Below are 23178 nucleotides of genomic sequence, written 5' to 3'. Positions count from 1 at the left end.
TTTAAGCATAAATTGTTTCGTATGAAAGCCATCTTTACCTTTTTTTTTATTCTGACTGTAAGTAATCTTTTTTCACAACGCATTCATGGATATAGCTCAACACCACATGATACAACATTTGTAAACGTTGAAAAATATTCCTCAGATTTTGTACTTGATATGCGATATGCCACAACAAATAACTTTATGAATACAAAGGTTTACGATTGCGATAAGTGTTATTTGAGATATAAAACAGTGAAAGCATTACTGAATGCAAATCAAGAATTTCTTAAGCTAGGTTATAAAATCAAATTGTTTGATTGTTACCGTCCAACAGATGTTCAAAAAATAATGTTTGATATTGTTCCAAACCCAACTTATGTAGCTGATCCAAAAAACGGATCTATTCACAATAGGGGATGTGCAGTTGATTTAACTTTGGTAGATAAAAAAGGAAACGAACTTGATATGGGTACAACTTTTGATTTTTTTGGAGTAGAGGCAGCTCATGCATATCAAAATCTATCTAAAGAAGTTTTAGAAAATAGAATTTTACTTAAAACTGTACTTCAAAACAATGGTTTTAATTCGATAAAATCAGAATGGTGGCATTATAATTTGAAACAAGATACCTTGGATAATCTTTCTAATTTTAAGTGGGAATGTAATTAGTTTTCAATGCAGTGTAAGTAGTTCATAAAAAAACTTTCCGGTCTGAAAAATTGTTTTAACAATTCTGAGTCTAATTCTTTTTTGATAACATAATCTATTGTTTCCGTACCATAAACTACCCTCATCAATGAAATGGGGTATTTTTTCAAATCTTCAATCGAATTCTTCAAAAAATAAAAATTACCTTCTAAAAGGCGTACATTTTTTTTGTCTTCCTCATTTTTAAACAAATTACCACAAACTTCATTGTCTTCATGAAGCATAGTAATAATTTTTCCATTTTCTAATTGAAGGTAAATTTTTGATTTTTTACTTAAACAAGTTGCTTTGATGAATTCAGAACTTTTTTGAAGTAATTTAAAATTCAAATAAGGAGTGCCATTATAACTTGATAAAGTAGCCAAAATATAATTTTCCGAAGAACCAAAAACGCGTTCATAAAGAAGATATTCTTTTATTGATTTATATGTTCCAGTACTATCAGTTTCGTTTATAGCATAGTCACAATTTTTTTGAGCAGATAATAAGTTGGTAAGTAATACAAAATATAGTGTTAGTAATCTTTTCATTCGTTTATTTAATTTTTTCGCAAAGTAAAACAATTTTATGGTTATCTAAAGCTGTTGTAAAAAAACAATATATTTCTCCACCATCTTTAATTTTAAATTTTTTTCTGATTTCATCAACTGTAATAGGAAAATTTCGAGTAGTCACATTGGCTTTAGTGTTTGCTAAAAATAATTTCATGTTTTCTTTTGAATAGATGAATTGTTTTTTAATTTTAAAAACCCTACCACAAAACGCTTTTAATTCATTGGATGTAAAAAGTTGAGAGTTTTGATGTAATTTATCTATACCGAACTGCTGTGAAATTTCATCAAAACCTCCTGATTTCATTAGAGCAGCTTTTGGTTCATATAAATAGTTTAAAGGCAGACTATAAGTTGCTACAGCATTTGAAGGCAATAAAAATTCAAATAATTCCGGTTTACTATCAGCCAAATCAACACATTTAACTTGAATGTTGTCTTGATAATTTTTTTCTATCATCCAAAGAATTTCTTTAACCTCATTTTCTACAGAAACAATGTGTATGCTTTTTACATTTTTTAGTTCTTCAATTCCAGCAGATAAATCTAAAATTGGAGAAGATTTTATAAGTAGGTTATCAGAAAAAGAAAAATAAAATTCAAGTAATTCCGGTACATTTGGACTACAGTCTTTAAGTAAAAAAACTTTACCTTTTATATCACTTCTCCGAGACGGATCGATATAAATCCAATCCAATTTTTGATTTAATTTTTTTAAAATTTCTTCACTATCTCCCGAAAAACACTCAATTGTGCTTTTGTTTAATTTATTAAAATTATGCTTTACAATTTTTGATAAAACTTTATTCCATTCACAATGAATAACTCTTTTTATTTGTGATGAAAAATAATAGGCATCAACCCCAAAGCCACCTGTTAAGTCAATTAATGAGTCACCTTTTATTAGTTGTGATTTGTAATTAGCGGTTTTTTCAGAAGAAGTTTGCTCAATGGAAATTTTGGTTGGATAAACTATGTTTTCACAGTTAAACCAAGTGGGTAATTTTTCTTTAGATTTTGTTCGAGCTTCAATTTGATTGATAATCGCTTTGTAATCCACTTCAGGAAACGGATTTTTTTTCAATGCCAAATCTGAAATGGGTCTACCTGTGTTTTTACAAATAAAACTCTGAATTTCAGGTTGTAGTAGTTCATCAATCATTTATAATTTTCTAGTTATAGCTTTTACAATACTGTTTTTGGGAAAAAATTCTTTTGCAATAACCTTTAATATAGTGTAAACAGGAACGGCTACAATCATACCTACAATTCCGGAAATGAAACCGGAAATAAGTATGACTAAAAATATTTCTAAAGGATGCGATTTAGTGCTTTTTGAAAAAATTAAAGGTTGATTTAAGTTATTATCAATCAGTTGAACGATAACAAAGCCAATTAAAACATAAATGGTTTTCGGTAAAATTTCTGTTTGAAAATCACTTCCAATGTTGCTAATCATGGTTAAGGTTGCTGCCAAAATACTTCCAATTAACGGACCGATATAGGGAATGATGTTTAAAATAGCACAAAAGAATGCAATGACAAAAGCGTTACTAATCCCGAAAATCAATAAAACAATAAAATACAACACAAAAACTATAAATAATTGAAGTAGTAAACCGGAAAAATACCTACTCAGCAAATCATAAATTTTCTTGAATGAATTCAATGTTTCAGTTTCATGTGATGATGGAATGATACTTTTAATTCCTGAAATGAAAATAACTTTATCTTTTAAAAAGAAAAAACTAATAAAAAGTACTGTTGCTAATCCCATTAAAAAACCACTAATCATAGAGATAAAGTTATTAAAAATTCCGGTTAAAAAATTGAAATCAACATAACTGGAAAGATTTACATCTTTCAATTGGTCAGATATAAAAGCATCCTGTTGGTTAAAATAATTTTGAAAATCCATAAATATAAGTGTCACTTTTGATTGAATATCTTGCGTATCCAAAAGCGATAAATTTTTGGCTTGTTCAGTTATAAGCGGTACAATCATTAGTATAAATAATAAAAATAACGCGAGCATTATTCCAATTGTAAAAAGAACAGCCAAAGAGTTTTTGAATTTTAATCTTCTAATTAAAAATTCAACGATGGGATTACAAATTAATGAGAAAATTAAGGCTATAATTAAGTAAATTAATACAGTTTTTATAGAATATATGAATAGTAGAACTATTGAAATCAAAGCTAAAATGAATAAAGCTCTTAATATTCCGTTTGCAATTATTTTTGAAGTAATCATAAATTATAATTTGAGTAAAAATAAAAAAAACTCGTCACTAAGTAACGAGTTTTAATTTAAATAAAATTATTTATTATGGTTGAGAAAAAGCAACTCTAGGTCCACCGGAAGCAAAAACAGCTAACATTCTATTTTTTTGACCTGATGTAAACATATACATACAAGCGTCATTAGTATAATCCATATAGTTCATTGTCATTTCTCTTGGAGAACCTGAACAGGTTGAGAAGTGGGGTTGTACTGGACAACCACCATTTGAAGAATTATGAACAGGAGTGTCGGTTACAAAATCATTACCACATGTAGCATCGCCCCAAATATGTCTTAAATTAGCCCAGTGACCAACTTCATGAGTAGCTGTTCTACCTTTGTTAAATGCTGTAAATAAAGAATAATTCCCACGTCCAAAAGCATTTGTATGAATTACAACTCCATCTGTAGCACATGCACCACCGGGAAATTGAGCATATCCTAATATATTATTAGCCAATACACCCACCCAAATATTTAATTTACCACCACAATCAGTTGGATCAAGCCCGCCTTTTACAGTCTTTTTAATATCGTCATTTGTTCTAAAATTCTTTTTAGTTGTTGACCTTCTAGAAGTTCCGGTAGTTGGATCCCAAATAAATTTGATTTTGATGTCTCCTGATGCCACGCCTGCAAAATCTGATGGAATTTGATTATAATCAGGATTAGTACCTGCAAAGTCTTCGTTTAATACATCAATTTGAGACTGAATCTGAGCATTAGAAATATTTTGAGCAGCAGTATTATATAAAATATTTACATGTACAGGGATTTCTATAACTCCATTCACTAATCTACCTTCTGAAAATGCTCGTTCCGTAAGTTGCTCAATTTGTTGCATTCTGGCAGCTAAACCAGGATCAGTTTTTAATTGTTCTTCTAATACTTCCATGGATGCACAACCTCTGTGAGCTGCAAAATGAATACCAACGGTTTCATCGTCAAATTTATTTTCATCTTTTGAACAGCTCACGATAAATGCTATTGCTGCTGCTAAAACTAAAATTTTTTTCATAATCAATAAATAATTTAAGGTTTTTGGTATTATTTTAATAAATATATTACAATTTTATTACTTTTTTAAAGCTGTTTAACTCTTGTCAGAAAAAGTTATTAACAAAATCACAAATAATTGTTAAATTAATACAGATAATATCAACATATTTGAGCGTTTTTTTTGAAACAGATTTAAAATATATATCAGTATTTTTAATAACAATTTTAAATTATTATTTCAATTTTTACTAGTAAAATAAGTAATCTAAAAGTTTACTACCTCTCAAACATTCCAACAGTTCCGCCAACCCAATCCTTATCTTTATTGAATTTTACACCAATCATTTCACCACGACTTAATCGAACCAAATTGGTAACCGGAATAGGAGCGGAGGCCTCTTTTGGCCAAACACACAAAATGCGGACTTCTGCTTTAACTTTTCCGTCAGGTGATTGAATAATAGGCAGGTAGTTTACTTTTTTCTGTAAAATATATAAGTCTTTTTCTTTTACGGCTTCAATATCTTCGGGTTTGACATGAAATACCACACCACTTCCTGAAAAGGAAAACAATGGTTTAAGTACATAATTTTCTAAATCGGATGGGATTTCTTTTAATTCACTAAGCAATGTAGTTTCTATAAAATATTTTCCTTTAAGATAAGGTAAAATAAACTTACTGATTCTAAAAAACCAATTGGGATGTCCGGCCCATTCTACATCCAAATCATCAGAAAAATCAAAGTTGAGTTGCAAATCGGTTCGCAAATCTAATTCGTCAAATATGACACGATTGTAAATGCGTTTCACTTCAATTTCAACTCCATCAGCATTGGTGTAAAAAAGCTTTTTACCTTTTTGAATGAGTTCAGTCACACAAACCACAGGAATGCCTAAATCACGATTGCAATATAAAAAATCAATTCGGGTGTTTTGTTTTTCAGGTTCAATTTCCAATAAAATCACATTTTCTGTTGGGTAATTATTGCAAATGACCTCTTTTATTAATTTTAAATATGTTTCATGATTTAAACCGCTTAAATAAGGAGTCAGTTCAGAAAGAAAAGGGTAGTGGTCAACAAATTTTTGAGCCAAATTATTCTGAAAATTAAACAAAGAAGGAAAACCTTGTACTTCAATCAACTTTGGTGTCAATTCACCATTTTCTTCACAAATGCCAAAATCAATAGCAAAAAAAGTAGTATGACTGTCTTCATTTGGCACTTTTCTATTTAATTCTAATGCTTTGTTTGTTAATTCTTTAAAATCATCTTTTTGAATAAAAGCTATAACTTCATTACAGCCTTCAAGCAATTGATTTTTTAATTCATTTGAAATGAAAAATGGAGTTTCACCAATGCGAAATGTTGGTTTATAATTAAAATCAGCTGATATACTATCAATTAAGTGTTCGTATTTTTCAGTTGAAAAATGCTCGTTAAAAAGTTTTCTATAGCTAGGATTCATAACAATTTTATTTATTAAATCGCAAAAGGCACAAATGTTTGTTCAGATGTGCCTTTATTGGAAATTTAAAATTTGTAAATTAATTAGAGAGTATTTTTTTGTGTTTCATTAAATCATTAATCGCTATGCGAAGGAAGTTAGGAATAATGGTTTCATTTGTTTTATAAATTTTATCTTCTTCAACCAAGTTTTCCAGCATTTTTAAAAACTTTACCCTACCTTTCATTTCGATGATTTTTTCGCGAAATGCTCTGTTTTTCATGTGAGCCAGAAAACTCATTGGGTCAGCTTCAGGATGAAATTGAACACCCACAATTTCTTTTGAAAAACGAATTCCCATTACGGCACGTTCATACTGCACGTGGTCTCTAATTTTTTCGAGTGCAATAATTTGTGCTCCAATTTTCTTGAAATTTTTTGTATGAGGTTGCACCACTTGGTAATCTCTACTGTCAATGGTATAAAATGGATTTTCCAAACCTTCAAATAAAGCATCAGTAAGACCTTCGTTTACTTTATGCGTGGTCATGATACCAAAAGACGTGTCTTTTCTTTTGTTTATTTCGGCTAAACCAAAATGTTTGCAAGCCATTTGAAAGGAGTGGCAGATAAACAAAACATGTTTTTTCATTTCATTTTCCTTGTTCCAATCCCAAAGACTATCAATCAATTCAAAATATTTTTTATCCCAAATTCCGTTACCTTCCAACGGATTTCCCGGTCCGCCACTTGAAATATAAATGTCAAATTTGTTTATATCCGGAATTTCATTTTTGCCTCTTACATCAAAAACTTGAAAGGAAATCATTTGGTTAAAACGATTTATGATATCAAAAATGCATCGCATTCCCTGATTTGCCTCTCCATCATACATATCTAACACGGCAATTCTTATCTGTCTATCCATTTGATTTTGATTTAATAAAACAAATATAACTTTTTTTTAAAAGAAGCAATTTAGGTTTAACTTTGGTTTATTACTAAATCTATTAACATTTTTCCATTTTTCTAATCAATCCCTTTGGTAAATTGAGCTGTGATAAAATCTACTACTTTGGTTAAATCTTGTGTTTCTTTAAAAACAGCCAATTGTTTTGCGGCACCGGTTCCTTCTTTTAGGATGGTATGCACATAATTAATTTCATCTCGACTACCTAATTCATCAACCACATCATCAATAAATTCGAGTAGTTCTAGAATTAGTTCTTTGGTTGGGACTTCTTTTTGTAAACCAAAATCAATCATGTTTCCTTGAACGCCATATCGAGCAGCACGGAATTTGTTCTCTTTTATTAAAGCCAACCTATAGACGTTAAAACTAATATTGGAAGAATTCAGTTTGTATAATTTTGCAACTACTGCTTGAATAATGGCCACAATGCAAATAGTTTCGTCAACAGTCAAGCTCATATCACAAATACGAAATTCGATGGTGTTATAAAAAGGATGCAAACGCAAGTCCCACCAAATCTTTTTAGGATTATCAATACAATTTGTTTTGACTAAAGTTTCCAGAAAATTATCATAGGATTGTACAGAATCAAAATATTCCGGCAAACCGGTTCTTGGAAATTTATCAAAAACTTTGGTTCTGAATGATTTATATCCGGTATTTCTTCCTTCCCAAAAAGGGGAATTGGTTGACAATGCAAAAATATGAGGCAAGAAATAACACGCTTGATTGATCAATTGCAACCCAACTTCTCGGCTTTCAATTCCTACATGGCAATGCATTCCAAAAATTAAATTAGACCTAGCGGCATCTTGTAGTTCATTAACAATCATGTGATAACGCGGATCATCTGTAATAGGCTGGTCTTGCCATTTAGAAAACGGATGTGTTCCAGCTGCACCAACAACCAAGCCTTGATTTGCGGCAAGTTCTACAATTTTCTTGCGAAGGAACGTAATTTCTTCACGAGCTTCTTTGACGTTTTTACAAATATTTGTACCCACTTCCACAACAGATTGGTGCATTTCTGCCTTAACTTGTTCTTGGAGAATTATTTTTGCTCCATCAACAATTTTGGACATATGTGAACGTAAATCTCTTGTTTGTGGGTCAATAATTAAATATTCCTCTTCAACACCAAGCGTAAAAACCGGTAACTCTTTCTTCATAATCTTATGTTTAAAACTTCAGTTTTAGAATCTTTTTGTGTCATTTACAGAACCTTTCATAAAAGTGCCCCAAGTTAGATTCATCTGTCCATCTTTGTGTTTTTTGGCATATTCAATGGCCATTTTTGCAGCTTCTTCGACCACCCAATCAAAATTTTCTTTACCAACAGAAGTTAATTCTGCATCAGGAGCCGGATTTCCGAAATCAATGGCATAAGGAATTCCGTCTCTAACGGCAAATTCAACAGTATTGAAATCATACCCTAAACCTTTGCAAAGGCGAAGTGTATACTCTTTAACGGTAGCCAAAAGTTTTTTATCAGCAGGAGGTCCGTCAACAACATAACGCAAGTGATGTGGGTTTCTAGGTTCATATGGCATTATCCTCACTGCTTTTCCGCCAAGACAATACACTCTGAAATATTGATCAAACACAATTTCTTCCTGTAACAACATTACTAATTGTCCGGTTTCACGATGTATTTCCCAAAATTCATCTCTGTTTTCTAAACGATAAACATTTTTCCAACCTCCACCGGCATAAGGTTTCATATAAGCCGGAAAACCAATATAATTGAACATTTCTTCCCAATCTAAAGGATATTTTAAATTTCGGAATGATTTACTGGTTGTATCAGTCGGATGTTCTGCAGAAGGAAGAAGCACTGTGTTTGGTAGCGGAACTCCTAAAACATCAGCCAAACAGTTGTTGAAAAACTTATCATCTGCACTCCACCAAAATGGATTATTGATTACGGCAGTTCCCGTTAGAGCAGCGTTTTTTAAATAAGCCCTATAAAATGGTACATCTTGAGAAATTCGATCAATAATCACAGCATATTCAGTGGCTTTGTTTTGTACTACTTTGTCAATAGAAACAGCTTCGGCAATGATGCCTTTTTCATTTTTTGAATTTACTCTTTCTATGAATGCCTGAGGGAAGGTGTCTTCCATTCCAAATAAAATTCCAATTTTTTTCATAAACGTTCTATTTAGTTGTATTACTTACACTATACTTTTTAATTAAACTTGATTCGCGACAGATAATGAGGAAACATTTCACGCCAAACCGGCCAATCATGCTCACGGTCTTGTCGAATGTCCAACCAATGAGGAACATCTCTATGAGCTAAAATTTTACTCAATCTCAAATTTGCATCTAAACAGATATCCCAATTGGAAGTTCCCAATACAATATCCATTCGCCATAATTCAGGATCGTTTAAACCGTGAATAAAATCTTCGGGGCTATTGTAAAACACATTTTCATCGTGATGGCCATCCATAAAACTTTTAATACTAAAAGCACCACTCATGGCAAACATATGGCTTACATATCCGGGATGTCTGAAAGCAAAATTTGCGGCATGATAAGCACCAAAGCTGCAACCTGCAACTGCTACTTTACCAACCGGAGTATTGTTTTTTACACGTTCCACAATTTCATGACAAATCATCTTATCATACCATACATGGTTTTGAATGCGATGAACAGGATGAATATTTTTATTATAAAAACTGTCTTTATCAATGCTTCCCGGACAAAATATTTGAATTAAGCCTTGTTCAATATACCATTGGGCAGATTTTATTAGTCCCTGATCTCGGTTTTCATGATAACTTCCCATGGATGTTGGAAAAACAATTACCGGATATCCAGCATGTCCAAAAACAAGCATTTCAATTTCTCTATTGAGGTTAGGGGAGTACCATTTAAAATATTCTTCTTTCATTATAATACTTTTAACAATAATACTGAAAAATGTACATAAAAACCCATGAAAATCTATTTTTTGAAAATTATTATCATAATATTCTAATACTACTTATATGACTAAAAATTTCTTAAAAAAGAGTAGGTAATTCGCACTTGATTTTAAGTTCTTTCAATATTTTAGATGTTATAAATGAGAAAGATAAGACCAAAATTCGAAGTATTCGGTATAAATTATAATAAAAAGCTGTATTTCATCGGAAAAGATTTATTTAATTTTTAAATTTAGACTCAAAATTCACAGTATGAAAAAGCTAATTCAAATGTCTTTTGTTACAATACTAATTGTCTCTTGCACTACAAAATTAAAATCCTTACCTGAGATTCCGGAAGACGAAATCCCTAAAAAAATGGCTTTTCATTATTTTTCTGCAATTGGAACTGAACCCTTTTGGAGTTTGGAGATTTCTGAAAGTTTGATAAAATTTTCTGCTCTTGATGAAAACTTAAATTTTAATGCACCCTATGTTGAACCAATTAGAGCTATGGATTCTAATGTAAAAATGTATCGAGCAGAAACTGAAAGTGGAAAAATTGAAATAACTATAATTCAAGAAGACTGTTCTGATAACATGTCAGAAAAAAAATATTACTATAAAGTTGAAGTAACTATTCAAAGAGGAACACAAAAAGACTACTCCTCTTTAAAGGGTTGCGGAAATTATACCTTTGATTACAGATTACATGATATTTGGGTTCTTGAAGAAGTTGAAGGCAAAACCTTTACAAAAGATTTTTTTCTTGAAGAATTACCGTTTCTGGAGATCAATTCAAATGATAGGGCTTTTTCTGGATTTGGGGGTTGTAACAGAATTAGAGGAAAACTTTTTCAAGAACGTGAATTATTGCGTTTTTATGATATAGCGAGTTCCAAAATGATGTGCGATTCAAAAAATAAAGAAGGAGTGTTTATAAAAGCTCTTACTTCTGCAACAACCTACGAAATAAAGAACAACAGACTTTATCTTTCAAATCCGGACGGAATGAAACTAATTATGAAAAAAGTGGATTAAATCTATTCCAATTCAAAAAGCTGTATTTGACTTTTTAATCGTTCAATTACTAAATTCATCATTCTTTTGTTTAAATTAGATGAATTTTGAATGTAATCATAATATTCATTAAGCGTAAACAATCCTATCACGATTCCTTTAAGAGAGTTTCTGAACTTAATATCTTTTTGAATTGCATTTTCAATAAACTGAAATTTCCTTTCAACCGAATAGGTATAAAAGTCATTTTTATGTTTAGAAATATAATTTTTAAAAACGGCAATAAGTAAATCATTTTGCAATTTTAGGATCGGTCTGATGGTGCTATTCTGGAAACGTTCATCAGCAGATGATTGTTCTGTAACAATTCCCAAGGTTCCACCACGGTTTTCAGATATGTAATAATCTCTAGTTGTCATTTTTTCTTTTAAAATTATAAAAAAGCCTCTGTTAAAAAACAAAGGCTTCATTATAGTTATTAAGAATTGATTGTTAATTATTTTACCCTGAAAGTTACACGTATTACTAAAGGATTTTAATAGCTATGTAATTTAATAATAGATTTACTCTTATCGTTATAAGTACTTTTTTTCGATGTAAAAAGTACCAAACGGGATAATTGAGGCCAAACACACTATTACGAGTTTTGAAAAAGGCCATTTTAAGTTACGACTCAAAAAGATTGCCAGTACGATATAAACAATAAATAAAATTCCGTGAGCCATACCAACATACTTGACTAACAGAGGCATCTCTAGCAGGTGTTTAAAAGGCATTGCAATGAATAACAACACTAAAAGTGAAATACCTTCCCAAAAGGCAATTTTTTTAAAAAAAGAATTCATTAATTAAGCATTTGATAAATTGCGAAACCATAGATTACAAAACGAAGAAAACGCAATACTGAAAATAATAAGAAATTTCTAAAATCGAATCGAATCATTCCTGCCGCCATTGCGGCAATTGCAAAAGGCAAGGGGAGAAGTGCACCGGCCGCAATAAGTAAACCTCCCCATTTTCGCATATTAATTATATGCTTTGCCATTTTTTCTTCCATATATTTTTGAATGGAAGGAATTAAAAGCATTGCTTTACCTAAAATATAAGAAATAACGCCACCAATATAAGATAGTATTGCAAGAACAGCTAAGTATAGAATAGGAAAATTGGTGTTTTTTGTCCATGCAATAAAAATATCAGGAGGAAGTAAACCAAGAATAGATTCAGAAATAAAGAAGACACTAAAAATAGTCAGGTCATCATATTTTTCAGTTAATATTTTTAATAAATCATTTATTTTTATAACCTCATAATTAACATACACTAAGGCCACAACAACAAGAATAAGAGGTAATGATGCCTTTTTAACGCCATCAATAATAAATCTGTAAAACCCTGTGTAAGAATAATACTGATGCAAAAGTCGCCATCTGTTCTTTTTTATTCTATCTTTTGCCATCTTTAAATTCAATTCAAATAATTGGAGTAGATTAAAATTATGAATATATAATTTGGATGTAAATTTAGGAATAATTGTTTAGGAATATTCATTCGAAGTACTGACCAGACTTATTTTTAAGTTAAATTTAACCTTTGCAGAAGAAAATTATTATTCCAGTTAAAAAGTAACCTAAAATGCAGTTTTTGTGTGTATTTTTGCAAAAATCGAATTTACATCAGCCAACTGTAATGAAAACAAAAGAGTTACTAAAAGAATACGAAGAAAAAAAACAACTTTATTGTTATCAATTGGGCGATATTGATACTATTTTCGATAGAATTGACAACAAATCTTCCAATCATCATTTATTATATCAATTGCCAACAGGAGGAGGCAAGACCGTTATTTTTTCTGAAATTGTTAGGAGATACATTGAAAAACATGATAAAAAGGTTGTCATTTTAACCCACAGAATTGAGTTATGTAAGCAAACTTCAAAAATTTTAAAAGGTTTTGATGTCAAAAATAAAATCATCAACAGCAGCTTAAAAGAAATCCCAGATCAAGATGATTATTCTTGTTTTGTTGCGATGGTTGAAACTCTGAAAAACAGACTGTTAGATGAGAAGCTTGAAATCAATAATGTAGGTTTGGTAATTATTGATGAGGCACATTATAATTCATTTAGAAAACTATTAAGCTCTTTTAAAAATTCCTTTGTTTTGGGTGTTACTGCAACGCCGCTCAGTTCCAATTTCAAACTTCCGATGTATGAAAATTATAATGAGCTTTTGGTTGGAGAATCCATTGCATCTTTAGTTGAAAAAGGTTATTTGGCAAAGGCAACAACGTATAGTTATGATGTTGGTCTCACTAGCCTGAAAATTGGAATTAACGGAGATTATACCGTAAAATCTTCTGATGAATTATATACCAATATTGCTTTACAAGAGAAATTAGTTCATGCCTATAAAAGTCACTGTTTCGGTAAGAAAACATTGATTTTTAATAACGGGATCAAGACATCCATTCAGGTTTTGGAAACATTCAAACAAGCCGGATTTGTTATCAAACATCTTGATAATACAAATTCTGCTGAAGAACGTAAAGATATTTTAGAATGGTTTAAAAACACACCGGATGCTATTTTAACATCAGTTGGCATATTAACTACGGGTTTTGATGAACCCACAGTGGAATGTATTATCTTAAATAGAGCTACAAAATCACTGACATTGTATTTGCAAATGATTGGTAGAGGTTCACGAAACCTCCCCAATAAGAATACTTTTACAATTGTAGATTTAGGTAATAATGCTGTTCGTTTTGGTTTATGGACCGATCCTTTTGATTGGCATCATATTTTTAAATATCCGGAACAGTATATTCAAAACCTCAGAGATGATGTGGAAATTGAACGTTATTTTACCTATAAAATGCCACCGGAAATTAGAGCACTTTTTTCAAAAACTGCTGACATTTCATTTGATGTTGAAAATGAATATAAATTAGCCGTACAATCTTTACAGCGTCCAAAAGTTGTTTTGGAAAAATCTGTAAACCAACATGCCTTAATGTGTGTTAAAAATTCTGAAACATTAAATGAAGCCAAAGCTTTAGCAAAGTTATTGGAAGAAGATATTGAAAGCAGAATGCGTCACTATGCAAATTGTTTAAATAATGCTACAAAGAATTATAGAGATTGGTTGATAGAAGATTACAAAGTTAAATTAGTACTTGCCATCGGAAGAACGTTTAGAATTCGTGCCATGGAATTGGATTAGTCAATTTTAAAGTTGTACATTATTTAAACTATAATTTATATTATGTAAAATAGAAAATTTATGAACACATACTCTATTTATAACTTCTTAATTGTTTTATAGCAACTTAGAAACTATTTTAAAAGCACAAGAATGAAAAGAAATTATTTAATCACGAACAATTATTTGGTATTCAACATTCAAATGAATTGAACAAATAGAACCATCAAAGAGAATGAGAATCTAAAGAAGATAATGACTTATTCATTATTAATATTTAAGTCAATTTATAAAACTAATAAATAAATTGGACAATCAAATTTATAGATTTTATGTAACTTTATAGCTATAATTATTTTTTGTATGAAAAATTCAATTGCTGAACGAATTGCGGATTTTTTAAAAAATTACCCACCTTTTTTCAGTTTAACTTATTCAGAATTAGTAACAATTTCCAACGAGGTTCATGTGGTTCATGTGGAGAAAAACCATGTTTTATTCAAAGTTGGTGATAAAACACACCCTTTTTTTTATGTTGTAAAAGAAGGTGCCATAGGTCTTTCGGTAACATCTGATGCTGAAGAAGCCTTGATTGATAAATGTGACGAAGGTGATATTTTAGGACTTCGCCCTTTTTTTGCTAAAAATGACTATTTAATGACGGCTAAAGCTAGAGAAGAAAGTTTATTATATGCCATTCCTATTGAAGTTTTCAAACCTTATGTGTTACAAAATCAAGACGTTTTAAGTTTCTTGTTGGAGAGTTTTGCTTCCAACACCAGGAATCCGTATGATAAAGAAAATAAAGGTAAATTAATTTCTGAAAATGTAATTTATGATGATCAGAGTTCTGAAATTCAATATTTTCAACCCATTTCATATGTTAAAAATCCAATTACAACCAGTCGAAAAACAGCTGTTCAATCTGTTGCACAACTCATGACACAACATAAAATCGGTAGTATTATCATTGAAGAAAAAGAATTACCGATTGGAATTATAACGGACAAAGATTTGCGTTCAAAAATTGCAACAGGTACTTTTCCCATATCCATTCCTGTTGAACAAATTATGTCAGCCCCAGTAATTACAGTGCCAGAAAATATTTCTGTTGCAGAAACACAGTTAATGATGTTAAAACACAATGTGGGCCATTTGTGTGTCACTCTTGATGGAACAAACAAATCAAAAATCATGGGCATCATTTCAGAACATGATGTGGTTGTTGCTCAGGCCAATAACCCGGGTGTTTTATTAAAGCAAACTAAAAGAGCTACTCGATCAAAAGAATTGAAAGCAATACGAGATAAGCTTTCTGACTTGATTCAAAATTCTTTAGACAAGAACATTCCGATTCAACATATTTGTAATTTGGTTGGTGAAATTAATATTGGCATTACAAAAAGAGCCGTTGAATTGGCTATTGAAAAAATGGATCAAACTCCCCCTACCCGATTTGCTTGGATGAATATTGGCAGTCAAGGAAGAAAAGAGCAGTTGTTGATGACAGATCAAGACAATGCCTTAGTTTTTGAAGATGTTGAAGAGGAACGTTATGATGCAGTAAAAAAATATTTCTTAGAATTGGCTGATAAAGTAACCAAAACACTTCATAAAATTGGTTATGAATTATGTCCGGCAGAAATGATGGCAAGCAATCCAATGTGGTGTAAATCAGTGACCGATTGGAACAAACAATATAACTCTTGGATAAACAAACCGGGTGAAAAAGGTATATTAATGTGTTCTATTTTCTTTGATTATGACTTTATTTATGGCGATGAAAAATTAGTAGACGCAATCACAGAAAATATTTTTAAAAATGTAGAAAATAACCAATTATTTTTTGCTTATTTAGGTACAGATGCTTTAAAAAACCCACCTCCTTTGGGCTTTTTTCGACAATTTTTAGTAGAAGATGATGGCGAACATAAAGATACGTTTGATATAAAAAGCAGAGCCATCATGCCATTGATTGATGCCGCAAGATTGTTGGTTTTAAGCCAAGGTGTAAGAGGTATAAATAATACCTTTCAACGGTTTAAAAAAATGGCAGAATTAGAGCCACAAAACGCTGATTTGTTTGAAAGTTGTGCAGAAGCTTTTTCAATTCTAACCTTATTCAGAACAGAAGAAGGATTGTTAAATAATTCTAATGGTAGGTATTTGAATTTGAATGATTTATCAAAGTCAGATAAAGTAAAGCTTAAGAACTCTTTCCAACCAATTAGGGATATTCAAGATTCCATTAAAAACCGTTTTCAACTCACTTATTTTACATAGCTTATGGTTTTTGATTGGTTTAAAAAAGTTAGCAAAGATTATCCAAAATTTTGGGAAAATTACCTCAAGAATTTTGAGAAAGAACCTGATACCGCTTCACCTAAAAGGTTTGTTGTTTTTGATTGTGAAACAACAGGATTGGATTTCAAGAAAGATGTTATTTTATCCATTGGTGCAGTGGCAGTAATTGACAAAGCTGTGATTGTAAATGATTATCTAGAACTTTTCATAAAGCAAGATGTTTACAAATCAGAAACAGCAAGTATTCATGGTATTTTGAAAGAAGGAAAAGAAGAAAAAATTGTAGAAGCAGAAGCCGTTATTCGTTTTTTAGATTTTATAAAAGACGCTACACTTGTGGGCCATCACGTGAGTTTTGATATAGAAATGATAAACCAAGCTCTCAAACGATTGGATGTTGGAAAACTCAAGAATGACAGTATGGATACTGATGCGATGTATCAAAAATTCAAAGGTTTACAAGAAGATCAACATTCTAGTTTAGACGAACTTTGTAAGATTCTAAAAGTTGAGAAAAGCGATCGACATACGGCTTCCGGCGATGCATTCATTACAGCTTTAGTTTTTTTAAAATTGAAGAAACGCCTCGCAATTTGATTTTGATTAACTATTTTAAATAATTAACCAAAATTGAATTTTGTTTTTTTAGCTCTTCTACAAAAAGTTTACAAATTTCAGTAGCTCCTAAAACCGATAAATGAGTATTATCAGTAATTCCTTCAGGGAAATAATCATTTTCTCCTGGAGCAAAATGCAAGTGCAGTTTTTTAGATGCTTCAACACCATAGGATATTTCCATGTTTTCTGTAAGGTATTGCATGTCAAAAAATGGCACATTCAATTCTTGTGCCACCAAACGAGCCATTAATGTATAGTTTCCGTGTGCATCTAACAAGACGCCTTGTTCGTTGAATCGTCTTCTTGCGATTGATGAAAACAAAATGGGAATTGCCTCTTTGGCTCTGGTTTCTTCAACATATCGTATTAAGTTATAACGATAGGATGTTTGTGGGTTTGTATAACGCACCGGATCAGTTTCTTTTCCATCATTATGCCCAAACTGAATAAAAACATAATTTCCGGCCTGCAAAGAATCATGAACAGATTGCCAGTGATTTAACTCTCTAAAACTTTTGGTGCTTCTTCCATTTACTGCATGATTTTTAACAGTTACTTTTTCATTAAAAAATTGGTTCAATAGTTGTCCCCAACCTCGTTCCGGATTGGTATCCGGATTTTTTTTGTTGGCCATGGTGGAATCACCAATCATAAAAATAGTAATAGGTGGCAAAGATTTTTCTTCTACAGAAATAGTTTTACATCCTAAAAATAAAACTGTTGAAAGTATTAAAAACTTATAATTTCGCATACCAAAATGGATTTGTTGATTCATCTGCTAAAATGTTTTTTAGTGTATATTTTTTTATTTGTTTCTTCGTAAGTTGTTGTGCCCATTTCACTCTTAGATTCGTAGCAGCTCCTTTTCCATTATTATTATATTCCGCATAAAAAGTTGTTTTTTCTGCTTCGGGTTTTGACCAGTTGTGCCAACCCTCAGGTAAAATATGACTTCCTAATTCGCAATTTAAAAATACGGTTTTAGCATGATTACGCCACGGACGACCCAAATAGACTTTTGTAATTTGTTCGGCTGCGGTTAGTCTACAATTCTTAAAAACATAACCAAAATGAGTATCTTTTGGAGTTGATGCTGCTGTGATATAAGAATCTTTTTTGCTGTGGATTTGGCAATTTTCAAAAAAAGCAGTGGCACTTCCAAAGATAAAATCGGTAGTTCCCTCAATATAACACGCTTTATAATATTGTTTTCCTGTTCCGGTGGCATACAAGGTATCTTGATTTCCAAGAAGATTGCAATTGATTACTCCTACTCTATTTGAAGTAACAGATAATGCAACAGCTTGACCTATTTCTCCGGAAGAATTTTCGATAGTGAGATTTTTTAAAACAGTATCATCTGCCTGAACGAGTAATGTATAGGTATAAAAAGTACTATTTCGTCCTAATCCCATTTTATTAAAATAATCATCAAATGTGATTATGGTTTTTTCTTTGCTTTCACCAAGCAGCGTGATGTTTGTATTCCATTCATGGATTTTAATTTTTTCTTTATAAATTCCATTTTTTATAAAAATAGTAATTCGTTCATCCGGAAATGCTTTTGATTGATCAATCGCTTCTTGAATGGATGTAAAATCCCCTGATTCATCTAAAGCCACCACAAGATTCGTTTCGTCTTTAGGTTTTTTTATTACATTTTTTAATTTCCATTTTTCATAGGTATCTAACACTTTTTGAGGAGCGTTTACATACCAAGCATAACCCAACCTTCTTTCGAGACTGATTTCAGCGATAGTTTCTTTTTTGATGCCATCTCTATCACAAAAAATAGGTTTGTTGTTTTCTAACTCCATAAAGCGAGCCCAAATGGGTTTTTCATTTTGCGATGGAATCATAATTTTTTCAATAACTTTTCCATTTTCATCAACAATCAATTCTTCTTTTAGGTTGGTAATTTTTGTTTTTTCAAACCAAGCCACGGCATTATTTACTGCTGTTATTACTTTATTGGAGGGATTTTCAATTGCCATTAAAAACAAGACAATTTTTGCTGATTCACCACCACTCAAAGAGGCCAATTCAAAACTTCGAGCTGCTTCAGGAAGTAATGTAAATTCATTATGTTGAGCACACCAACTTGTAAGGATACCGTTTTGTAAGTATTGTGTTTTTAGTATACAATCAATTCCTTTATTGATTGCAATTTCTATTTTTTGGAGTAGCTCGTCAGAGGGTTGTATTGAAATCGGTTTGTTTTGCACATTAATGTCTTTTAGTAAATTTAAGACATTAATCATGGCATCGTCGTTGTACGTAATGTGTGAAGAATAACCTTTCTTTAAAGGATAAAACTGTGGCCAACCACCATTTTCGTATTGGGCTTCCAACAAATAATTTAAACCGGAAAGAAACGCCTTTTTGTATCGTTCATCTGGATTTTGTTGATAAAGTTTCGATAGAAAAATCATTTCTTGGCTTGTTGCTCCATTGTCTATCGTACAATCTTTTACAGTTGATTTTGAAGCCATTAACTCTTTCTTTTCCTTTTCAGAAAGAGGAAGATGCATTAAGATGTTTTTCGGCCAACAACCATTATCTCGTTGGTATAACAAGACATTTTCAGCTATGGCTTTCGCTTCATCAGAAGCATACCAAGTTGGACTGCTTTTATAAATGAGGTTTCGCCAAGATAAATCATTGACTAATTGAGCTTTTGCAGTTGTAACAAAAAGCAATACTATAATTATTGTTTTTATAGTTTTAAATTTCAACATGCTATTTATCAAGTTCTAAAGCTGCCAAGATAAATGGTCCGGTTGCTTTTGGATCGTTGTCTTTCTTTTTTTCATTGATATAATAATCAAATGACCCATCTCTATTTTCTTTACCACCCAAACCGGCTACGGCACAAACTTGCGTTAAAATAGTATATCCTTCGGGGGTCACTTTCACTAAATCTCGTGTTAGACCATTGAATGCTTTTTCAGCATGTTGTTTGTATTTTTTTGGCAAGTATCCTTTGTTAGCTCCTTTTGCAAAAGCATAAGCAAACATTGCAGAACCTGAAGCTTCGAGATAATTACTATCTCTATCACCTTGGTCAGTCACTTGGTACCATAAACCTGATGCATGTTGGTATTTTAATAAAGCGTCAGACAAACTATTCAAATATGAAATCAACTGTTGACGTTTCGGATGATTTTCTGGAAAATAATCTAATGCATCTACTAAAGCCATCGCATACCAGCCTAAAGATCGTGACCAGAAGTTGGGTGAAGTTCCGGTTTCTTTGTTTGCCCAATTCATTTCTTTAGTTTCATCCCAACCGTGATATAACAATCCGGTTTTTGTATCTAAAAGATTTTTTTGAATTAAATCAAATTGTTTGGCAACATCGTCCAATTGTTTTCCATCTTCATACCTAACCGTATAGCGAGCATAAAAAGGAGCTCCCATATACAAACCATCTAACCACATTTGGTTGGGATATATTTTTTTATGCCAAAACCCGCCTTCAGAAGTTCTCGGCTGTGCTGCCAATTGAGAACGAAGGGTTTGCAATACTTTTAAATATCTTTTGTCTTGCGTTTTTTCATATAAATAAAACAAATGATTACCGGCGATTACCATATCAATGTTATAGTTTTCAAATTTATAACTTGGTATATTTCCTTCGGAATCGATTGTGGCATCTGCATAACCTTTTACGTAATCATAATATTTATTCTTACTTGTTTTTTTATATAATTCTTCAAAGGAAGTCATTACTAATCCATGAACATAATCCCATTTTGGCTCAGTTTTATCATCAATTTCATAAGCATTCGGATGTTTTACCATTAAGGTTTGAGCCATCCGTTCTGACCATTTTAATTTATCAGAAACCACAAGTTCATTGGAAGAAACGGTTGTTGCTGATTTACAACTCGTGAACAATAAGCCCAATAAAATTACAAAAGCTAAAGCCCAGAAAATTAAACGGATTGATTTTAATTTTTCTTCCATGTTAGTTTAATTTGTTTGTAGTATTTAATTTATTCAATAGTGTATCAAGATACTCAAAAAATTCCTTTTCTGTTTTAATCCCGCCTACTTCTTTATCCCAAGCACCTAAAAAATAGAAATCAATCGGTTGGGTTGTCGGTTTAAATTGAATCAAATGATCATGAGGCCCCTGGTAAACTTTTTCAACATCTTTAACTTCATAAAATAGAGCCATACCAAGATTGTCATCAAAAAGGGTTTGTTTTCCATAAGTAGCAATATAGGCCCATTTATTAGAATCATTTCCTTTTTGAATCATCGGTAAGTTATATAAATTTACAATTCCTGAACAAATTCCATCCAATGCTTCAGAAAGTTGAATGGTATGTTTTGTATAGCGTTCATCAGGAAAAATGGACAACTCTGATTTTAAATTTGTTTTTTGTTGGTTGGTTTTCCATCCTGTATAATCGATTGAAACGACCGATTTGTTATTGAAGTTTTCCACTTTTGCAAAAGTGGCATCGACTTCCTTGAAATGTTGCATTTCGTTGTTTACCATTCTTCCAATTGAACCAATACCTAGACCTTTGCCTACTTTTAAAATATCGGCACCCCATTCGTCCATATTATGATAGGAATCAAAACCGTCTTGTCCTACTTTAGGTAAAACCATTTCATCGGTTAATTTTCCAAAAATATCAATGGCATTTCTCCAATCGAGATACAAGCGATAGCCAATTTTGTTGCTTTCCCAACCCGGACCTTCATAGCGAATATAGAACGAATGATCGGTGTGATTTTCCGGAACTTGTAGTTGATTTATGTTTTTAAAAGTACCTCCTTCGTATTTTCTACCATTCCACTTTCCTCCTTCTTTCACAGAGATTTCCGCATATGTTTTGGTAGAAGTATTTTTTGATTGCATATTTTTTGATGTACTGCAACCGGATAAGGTAAAAATTGTTGCTAAGGCGATGATCGGTTTTGTAAAATTCATTCTTTATGATTTTAATTTTTCGTCTAAGAAAGTTACTATATAGTTTGTTGTTTTTTCGAACCAAGGATGAAACAACCAAAAAGTGTGTGGACTGTCATTTATCATTTCAATTTTTGTATCAATGTTGAACGTTTTCATTTTAGTAATCATGTCATCTCTGCCGGCATGAAACCGTTCATATTGACTATTGATAAAAAGAAAAGGCGGTGTATTTTTGCTTACATGCGATAAAGCTGAAGCATCTTTCCATACTTCCGGTTTTTCTTCATAAGTCCCTCCCAACCACTTTGAAGCTAATTTACCTTCTTTGGATTGTGGATGATGAAAAGCCAGAATGCCATCTAAATTAACAATTGCTTTTATTGGTGAATTAAATTTTGTGCCAATCAACGAAGCCATTTGACCTCCGGAAGAACAGCCTAAAATTACAATTTTATTCACATCAATACTATAATCAGTAGCATTTTTAACAATAAACTCGAGAGCTTTTAAAACATCATTAATTGCCGCGGGGTATATTGCTTCATCTGACAATCGGTATTCAATTACAAAACATTTATAATTATTCAAAGCTAATTGTTGAGCCAAGGGTTGGAGCATTGATTTATCACCGGAATTCCAACCGCCACCATGAAGCATAATAATGGCAGGTGAAATTGTTTTTGAATTGTTTGAATAAAAATCAAAATGAAGGTTGCGATTTGAAATGGTTTGATAAACGATATCTTTTTTTTCTACAAGAAAATTATTATTTAATGATTTTACCACTTCAATTTGAGGAAAGCTTTTGATTTGTTTTTTAAATTCTGATTGAATGGTATAAGAAGTATCCTTTTGAACTTGTGAAAAGCCAAAAGTACCAAGTGTAAGCAAAAGTATAAATGTTATGTCTTTCATTAGCAAGCACTTCGTTTTTGATTGTTACTTATAAGGTAAGATTATAAAAAAACAGAATCGCAAATAGAAGTAATCGATTACACAAATATAATAAAATATAGTAATTTAATAAAATATATGAGTTAAAATTTCATATACTGTCATTTATAGTGACTTAAAGTGCTATTATGTTAAAATACTTCAGAATTAAAACAGTTGTTTAATTTATAATTTAAAGCAACAAATGTAATTATTGGCACATAAATTTGTCTTTTTAAAATATAATTGGATTAAAAACCGAATAATTGTCTGATTAAAATTCATATTATTTTGCCCATTTTCAGAGT

22 protein-coding genes are annotated in these 23178 nt (G+C 31.4%); 5 read left to right on the top strand and 17 right to left on the bottom strand.

Annotation, left to right across the window (positions count from 1 at the left end):
* Nucleotides 1-21: 21 nt before the first annotated feature.
* The gene (locus tag B3L86_RS04505; RefSeq protein WP_291115488.1) at nt 22-654 is read left to right on the top strand and encodes a M15 family metallopeptidase; all 633 of its coding nucleotides are present in this window, start codon (nt 22-24) and stop codon (nt 652-654) included.
* Here the strand turns inward: B3L86_RS04505 and B3L86_RS04500 are convergent.
* The 9 genes from B3L86_RS04500 to B3L86_RS04460 all read right to left on the bottom strand — a co-directional run bounded on the left by B3L86_RS04500 (nt 651) and on the right by B3L86_RS04460 (nt 9848).
* Nucleotides 651-1223, bottom strand: a complete 573-nt coding sequence (locus tag B3L86_RS04500) for a hypothetical protein (protein WP_291115485.1) — start codon at nt 1221-1223, stop codon at nt 651-653. The two genes, B3L86_RS04505 and B3L86_RS04500, sit on opposite strands and share 4 nt — an antisense overlap.
* Nucleotides 1224-1227: 4 nt before the next feature.
* Nucleotides 1228-2406, bottom strand: coding sequence for a class I SAM-dependent methyltransferase (locus B3L86_RS04495; protein ID WP_291115482.1), 1179 nt, complete (start codon nt 2404-2406; stop codon nt 1228-1230).
* A complete protein-coding gene (locus B3L86_RS04490) occupies nt 2407-3498 on the bottom strand; it encodes an AI-2E family transporter (RefSeq protein WP_291115480.1) in 1092 nt (363 codons plus the stop codon).
* A 73-nt stretch (nt 3499-3571) separates the two neighbouring features.
* Nucleotides 3572-4546, bottom strand: a complete 975-nt coding sequence (locus B3L86_RS04485; protein WP_291115477.1) for a zinc metalloprotease — start codon at nt 4544-4546, stop codon at nt 3572-3574.
* Nucleotides 4547-4803: 257 nt separating this feature from the next.
* Nucleotides 4804-5994 (bottom strand): hypothetical protein, encoded by a 1191-nt coding sequence (locus tag B3L86_RS04480; protein ID WP_291115474.1) that lies wholly within the window; start codon nt 5992-5994, stop codon nt 4804-4806.
* Nucleotides 5995-6073: 79 nt separating this feature from the next.
* Entirely contained in the window at nt 6074-6901 is an 828-nt protein-coding gene (locus B3L86_RS04475; RefSeq protein WP_291115471.1) for a type 1 glutamine amidotransferase, read from the bottom strand.
* A gap of 101 nt (nt 6902-7002) precedes the next feature.
* Entirely contained in the window at nt 7003-8115 is a 1113-nt protein-coding gene (locus B3L86_RS04470) for a carboxylate-amine ligase (RefSeq protein ID WP_291115468.1), read from the bottom strand.
* 24 nt (nt 8116-8139) lie between these two features.
* Entirely contained in the window at nt 8140-9096 is a 957-nt protein-coding gene (locus B3L86_RS04465; protein WP_291115465.1) for an ATP-grasp domain-containing protein, read from the bottom strand.
* Nucleotides 9097-9134: 38 nt separating this feature from the next.
* Nucleotides 9135-9848: an esterase family protein gene (locus B3L86_RS04460; protein WP_291115463.1), complete on the bottom strand. Its 714-nt coding sequence runs from the start codon at nt 9846-9848 to the stop codon at nt 9135-9137.
* A 286-nt stretch (nt 9849-10134) separates the two neighbouring features.
* On the opposite strand from B3L86_RS04460, the gene B3L86_RS04455 reads away from it, so the two are divergent.
* Nucleotides 10135-10902, top strand: coding sequence for an META domain-containing protein (locus B3L86_RS04455; RefSeq protein ID WP_291115460.1), 768 nt, complete (start codon nt 10135-10137; stop codon nt 10900-10902).
* 2 nt (nt 10903-10904) lie between these two features.
* On the opposite strand, the gene B3L86_RS04450 is transcribed toward B3L86_RS04455, so the two are convergent.
* From B3L86_RS04450 to B3L86_RS04440, 3 genes are all read right to left on the bottom strand, one after another.
* Nucleotides 10905-11300, bottom strand: coding sequence for a glyoxalase (locus B3L86_RS04450; RefSeq protein WP_291115457.1), 396 nt, complete (start codon nt 11298-11300; stop codon nt 10905-10907).
* 156 nt (nt 11301-11456) lie between these two features.
* Nucleotides 11457-11726, bottom strand: coding sequence for a DUF3817 domain-containing protein (locus B3L86_RS04445; protein WP_291115454.1), 270 nt, complete (start codon nt 11724-11726; stop codon nt 11457-11459).
* Nucleotides 11726-12340: a YqaA family protein gene (locus B3L86_RS04440; RefSeq protein ID WP_291115452.1), complete on the bottom strand. Its 615-nt coding sequence runs from the start codon at nt 12338-12340 to the stop codon at nt 11726-11728. The genes B3L86_RS04445 and B3L86_RS04440 overlap by 1 nt, the downstream gene beginning before the upstream one ends.
* A 230-nt stretch (nt 12341-12570) precedes the next feature.
* On the opposite strand from B3L86_RS04440, the gene B3L86_RS04435 reads away from it, so the two are divergent.
* From B3L86_RS04435 to B3L86_RS04425, 3 genes are all read left to right on the top strand, one after another.
* Nucleotides 12571-14106 carry a DEAD/DEAH box helicase gene (locus B3L86_RS04435; protein WP_291115450.1) on the top strand — a complete coding sequence of 512 codons (1536 nt, stop codon included), beginning with the start codon at nt 12571-12573 and terminating at the stop codon, nt 14104-14106.
* A gap of 342 nt (nt 14107-14448) precedes the next feature.
* Nucleotides 14449-16368: a DUF294 nucleotidyltransferase-like domain-containing protein gene (locus tag B3L86_RS04430; RefSeq protein ID WP_291115447.1), complete on the top strand. Its 1920-nt coding sequence runs from the start codon at nt 14449-14451 to the stop codon at nt 16366-16368.
* Between the two features lie 3 nt (nt 16369-16371).
* Entirely contained in the window at nt 16372-16986 is a 615-nt protein-coding gene (locus B3L86_RS04425) for a 3'-5' exonuclease (protein ID WP_291115445.1), read from the top strand.
* Between the two features lie 10 nt (nt 16987-16996).
* On the opposite strand, the gene B3L86_RS04420 is transcribed toward B3L86_RS04425, so the two are convergent.
* Genes B3L86_RS04420 through B3L86_RS04400 form a run of 5 tightly spaced genes read right to left on the bottom strand, consistent with a single transcriptional unit; the run spans nt 16997 to nt 22852 of the window.
* Entirely contained in the window at nt 16997-17782 is a 786-nt protein-coding gene (locus tag B3L86_RS04420; RefSeq protein ID WP_291115442.1) for a rhamnogalacturonan acetylesterase, read from the bottom strand.
* Complete coding sequence (gene pelA, locus B3L86_RS04415) at nt 17745-19745, bottom strand: pectate lyase (protein ID WP_291115439.1); 2001 nt, start codon at nt 19743-19745, stop codon at nt 17745-17747. The genes B3L86_RS04420 and pelA overlap by 38 nt, the downstream gene beginning before the upstream one ends.
* Before the next feature lies 1 nt (nt 19746).
* Nucleotides 19747-20976, bottom strand: a complete 1230-nt coding sequence (locus B3L86_RS04410; protein WP_291115436.1) for a glycoside hydrolase family 88/105 protein — start codon at nt 20974-20976, stop codon at nt 19747-19749.
* Nucleotide 20977: 1 nt separating this feature from the next.
* The gene (locus B3L86_RS04405) at nt 20978-21955 is read right to left on the bottom strand and encodes a DUF4861 family protein (RefSeq protein WP_291115433.1); all 978 of its coding nucleotides are present in this window, start codon (nt 21953-21955) and stop codon (nt 20978-20980) included.
* 3 nt (nt 21956-21958) lie between these two features.
* Nucleotides 21959-22852 carry an alpha/beta hydrolase gene (locus B3L86_RS04400; RefSeq protein ID WP_291115431.1) on the bottom strand — a complete coding sequence of 298 codons (894 nt, stop codon included), beginning with the start codon at nt 22850-22852 and terminating at the stop codon, nt 21959-21961.
* Nucleotides 22853-23178 lie beyond the last annotated feature (326 nt).

The sequence above is a fragment of the Flavobacterium sp. UBA6135 genome (assembly GCF_002428305.1).
Taxonomy (GTDB): domain Bacteria; phylum Bacteroidota; class Bacteroidia; order Flavobacteriales; family Flavobacteriaceae; genus Flavobacterium.
The sequence above is the reverse complement of the archived record's forward strand: the minus strand, read 5'-3'. Positions and strand labels throughout refer to the sequence as shown.

Bases quoted from the DNA above. Each gene is read 5' to 3' on its own strand.
- B3L86_RS04505 (WP_291115488.1), top strand. From the start codon at position 22: ATGAAAGCCATCTTTACCTTTTTTTTTATTCTGACTGTAAGTAATCTT.
- B3L86_RS04500 (WP_291115485.1), bottom strand. From the start codon at position 1,223: ATGAAAAGATTACTAACACTATATTTTGTATTACTTACCAACTTATTA.
- B3L86_RS04495 (WP_291115482.1), bottom strand. From the start codon at position 2,406: ATGATTGATGAACTACTACAACCTGAAATTCAGAGTTTTATTTGTAAA.
- B3L86_RS04490 (WP_291115480.1), bottom strand. From the start codon at position 3,498: ATGATTACTTCAAAAATAATTGCAAACGGAATATTAAGAGCTTTATTC.
- B3L86_RS04485 (WP_291115477.1), bottom strand. From the start codon at position 4,546: ATGAAAAAAATTTTAGTTTTAGCAGCAGCAATAGCATTTATCGTGAGC.
- B3L86_RS04480 (WP_291115474.1), bottom strand. From the start codon at position 5,994: ATGAATCCTAGCTATAGAAAACTTTTTAACGAGCATTTTTCAACTGAA.
- B3L86_RS04475 (WP_291115471.1), bottom strand. From the start codon at position 6,901: ATGGATAGACAGATAAGAATTGCCGTGTTAGATATGTATGATGGAGAG.
- B3L86_RS04470 (WP_291115468.1), bottom strand. From the start codon at position 8,115: ATGAAGAAAGAGTTACCGGTTTTTACGCTTGGTGTTGAAGAGGAATAT.
- B3L86_RS04465 (WP_291115465.1), bottom strand. From the start codon at position 9,096: ATGAAAAAAATTGGAATTTTATTTGGAATGGAAGACACCTTCCCTCAG.
- B3L86_RS04460 (WP_291115463.1), bottom strand. From the start codon at position 9,848: ATGAAAGAAGAATATTTTAAATGGTACTCCCCTAACCTCAATAGAGAA.
- B3L86_RS04455 (WP_291115460.1), top strand. From the start codon at position 10,135: ATGAAAAAGCTAATTCAAATGTCTTTTGTTACAATACTAATTGTCTCT.
- B3L86_RS04450 (WP_291115457.1), bottom strand. From the start codon at position 11,300: ATGACAACTAGAGATTATTACATATCTGAAAACCGTGGTGGAACCTTG.
- B3L86_RS04445 (WP_291115454.1), bottom strand. From the start codon at position 11,726: ATGAATTCTTTTTTTAAAAAAATTGCCTTTTGGGAAGGTATTTCACTT.
- B3L86_RS04440 (WP_291115452.1), bottom strand. From the start codon at position 12,340: ATGGCAAAAGATAGAATAAAAAAGAACAGATGGCGACTTTTGCATCAG.
- B3L86_RS04435 (WP_291115450.1), top strand. From the start codon at position 12,571: ATGAAAACAAAAGAGTTACTAAAAGAATACGAAGAAAAAAAACAACTT.
- B3L86_RS04430 (WP_291115447.1), top strand. From the start codon at position 14,449: ATGAAAAATTCAATTGCTGAACGAATTGCGGATTTTTTAAAAAATTAC.
- B3L86_RS04425 (WP_291115445.1), top strand. From the start codon at position 16,372: ATGGTTTTTGATTGGTTTAAAAAAGTTAGCAAAGATTATCCAAAATTT.
- B3L86_RS04420 (WP_291115442.1), bottom strand. From the start codon at position 17,782: ATGAATCAACAAATCCATTTTGGTATGCGAAATTATAAGTTTTTAATA.
- pelA (WP_291115439.1), bottom strand. From the start codon at position 19,745: ATGTTGAAATTTAAAACTATAAAAACAATAATTATAGTATTGCTTTTT.
- B3L86_RS04410 (WP_291115436.1), bottom strand. From the start codon at position 20,976: ATGGAAGAAAAATTAAAATCAATCCGTTTAATTTTCTGGGCTTTAGCT.
- B3L86_RS04405 (WP_291115433.1), bottom strand. From the start codon at position 21,955: ATGAATTTTACAAAACCGATCATCGCCTTAGCAACAATTTTTACCTTA.
- B3L86_RS04400 (WP_291115431.1), bottom strand. From the start codon at position 22,852: ATGAAAGACATAACATTTATACTTTTGCTTACACTTGGTACTTTTGGC.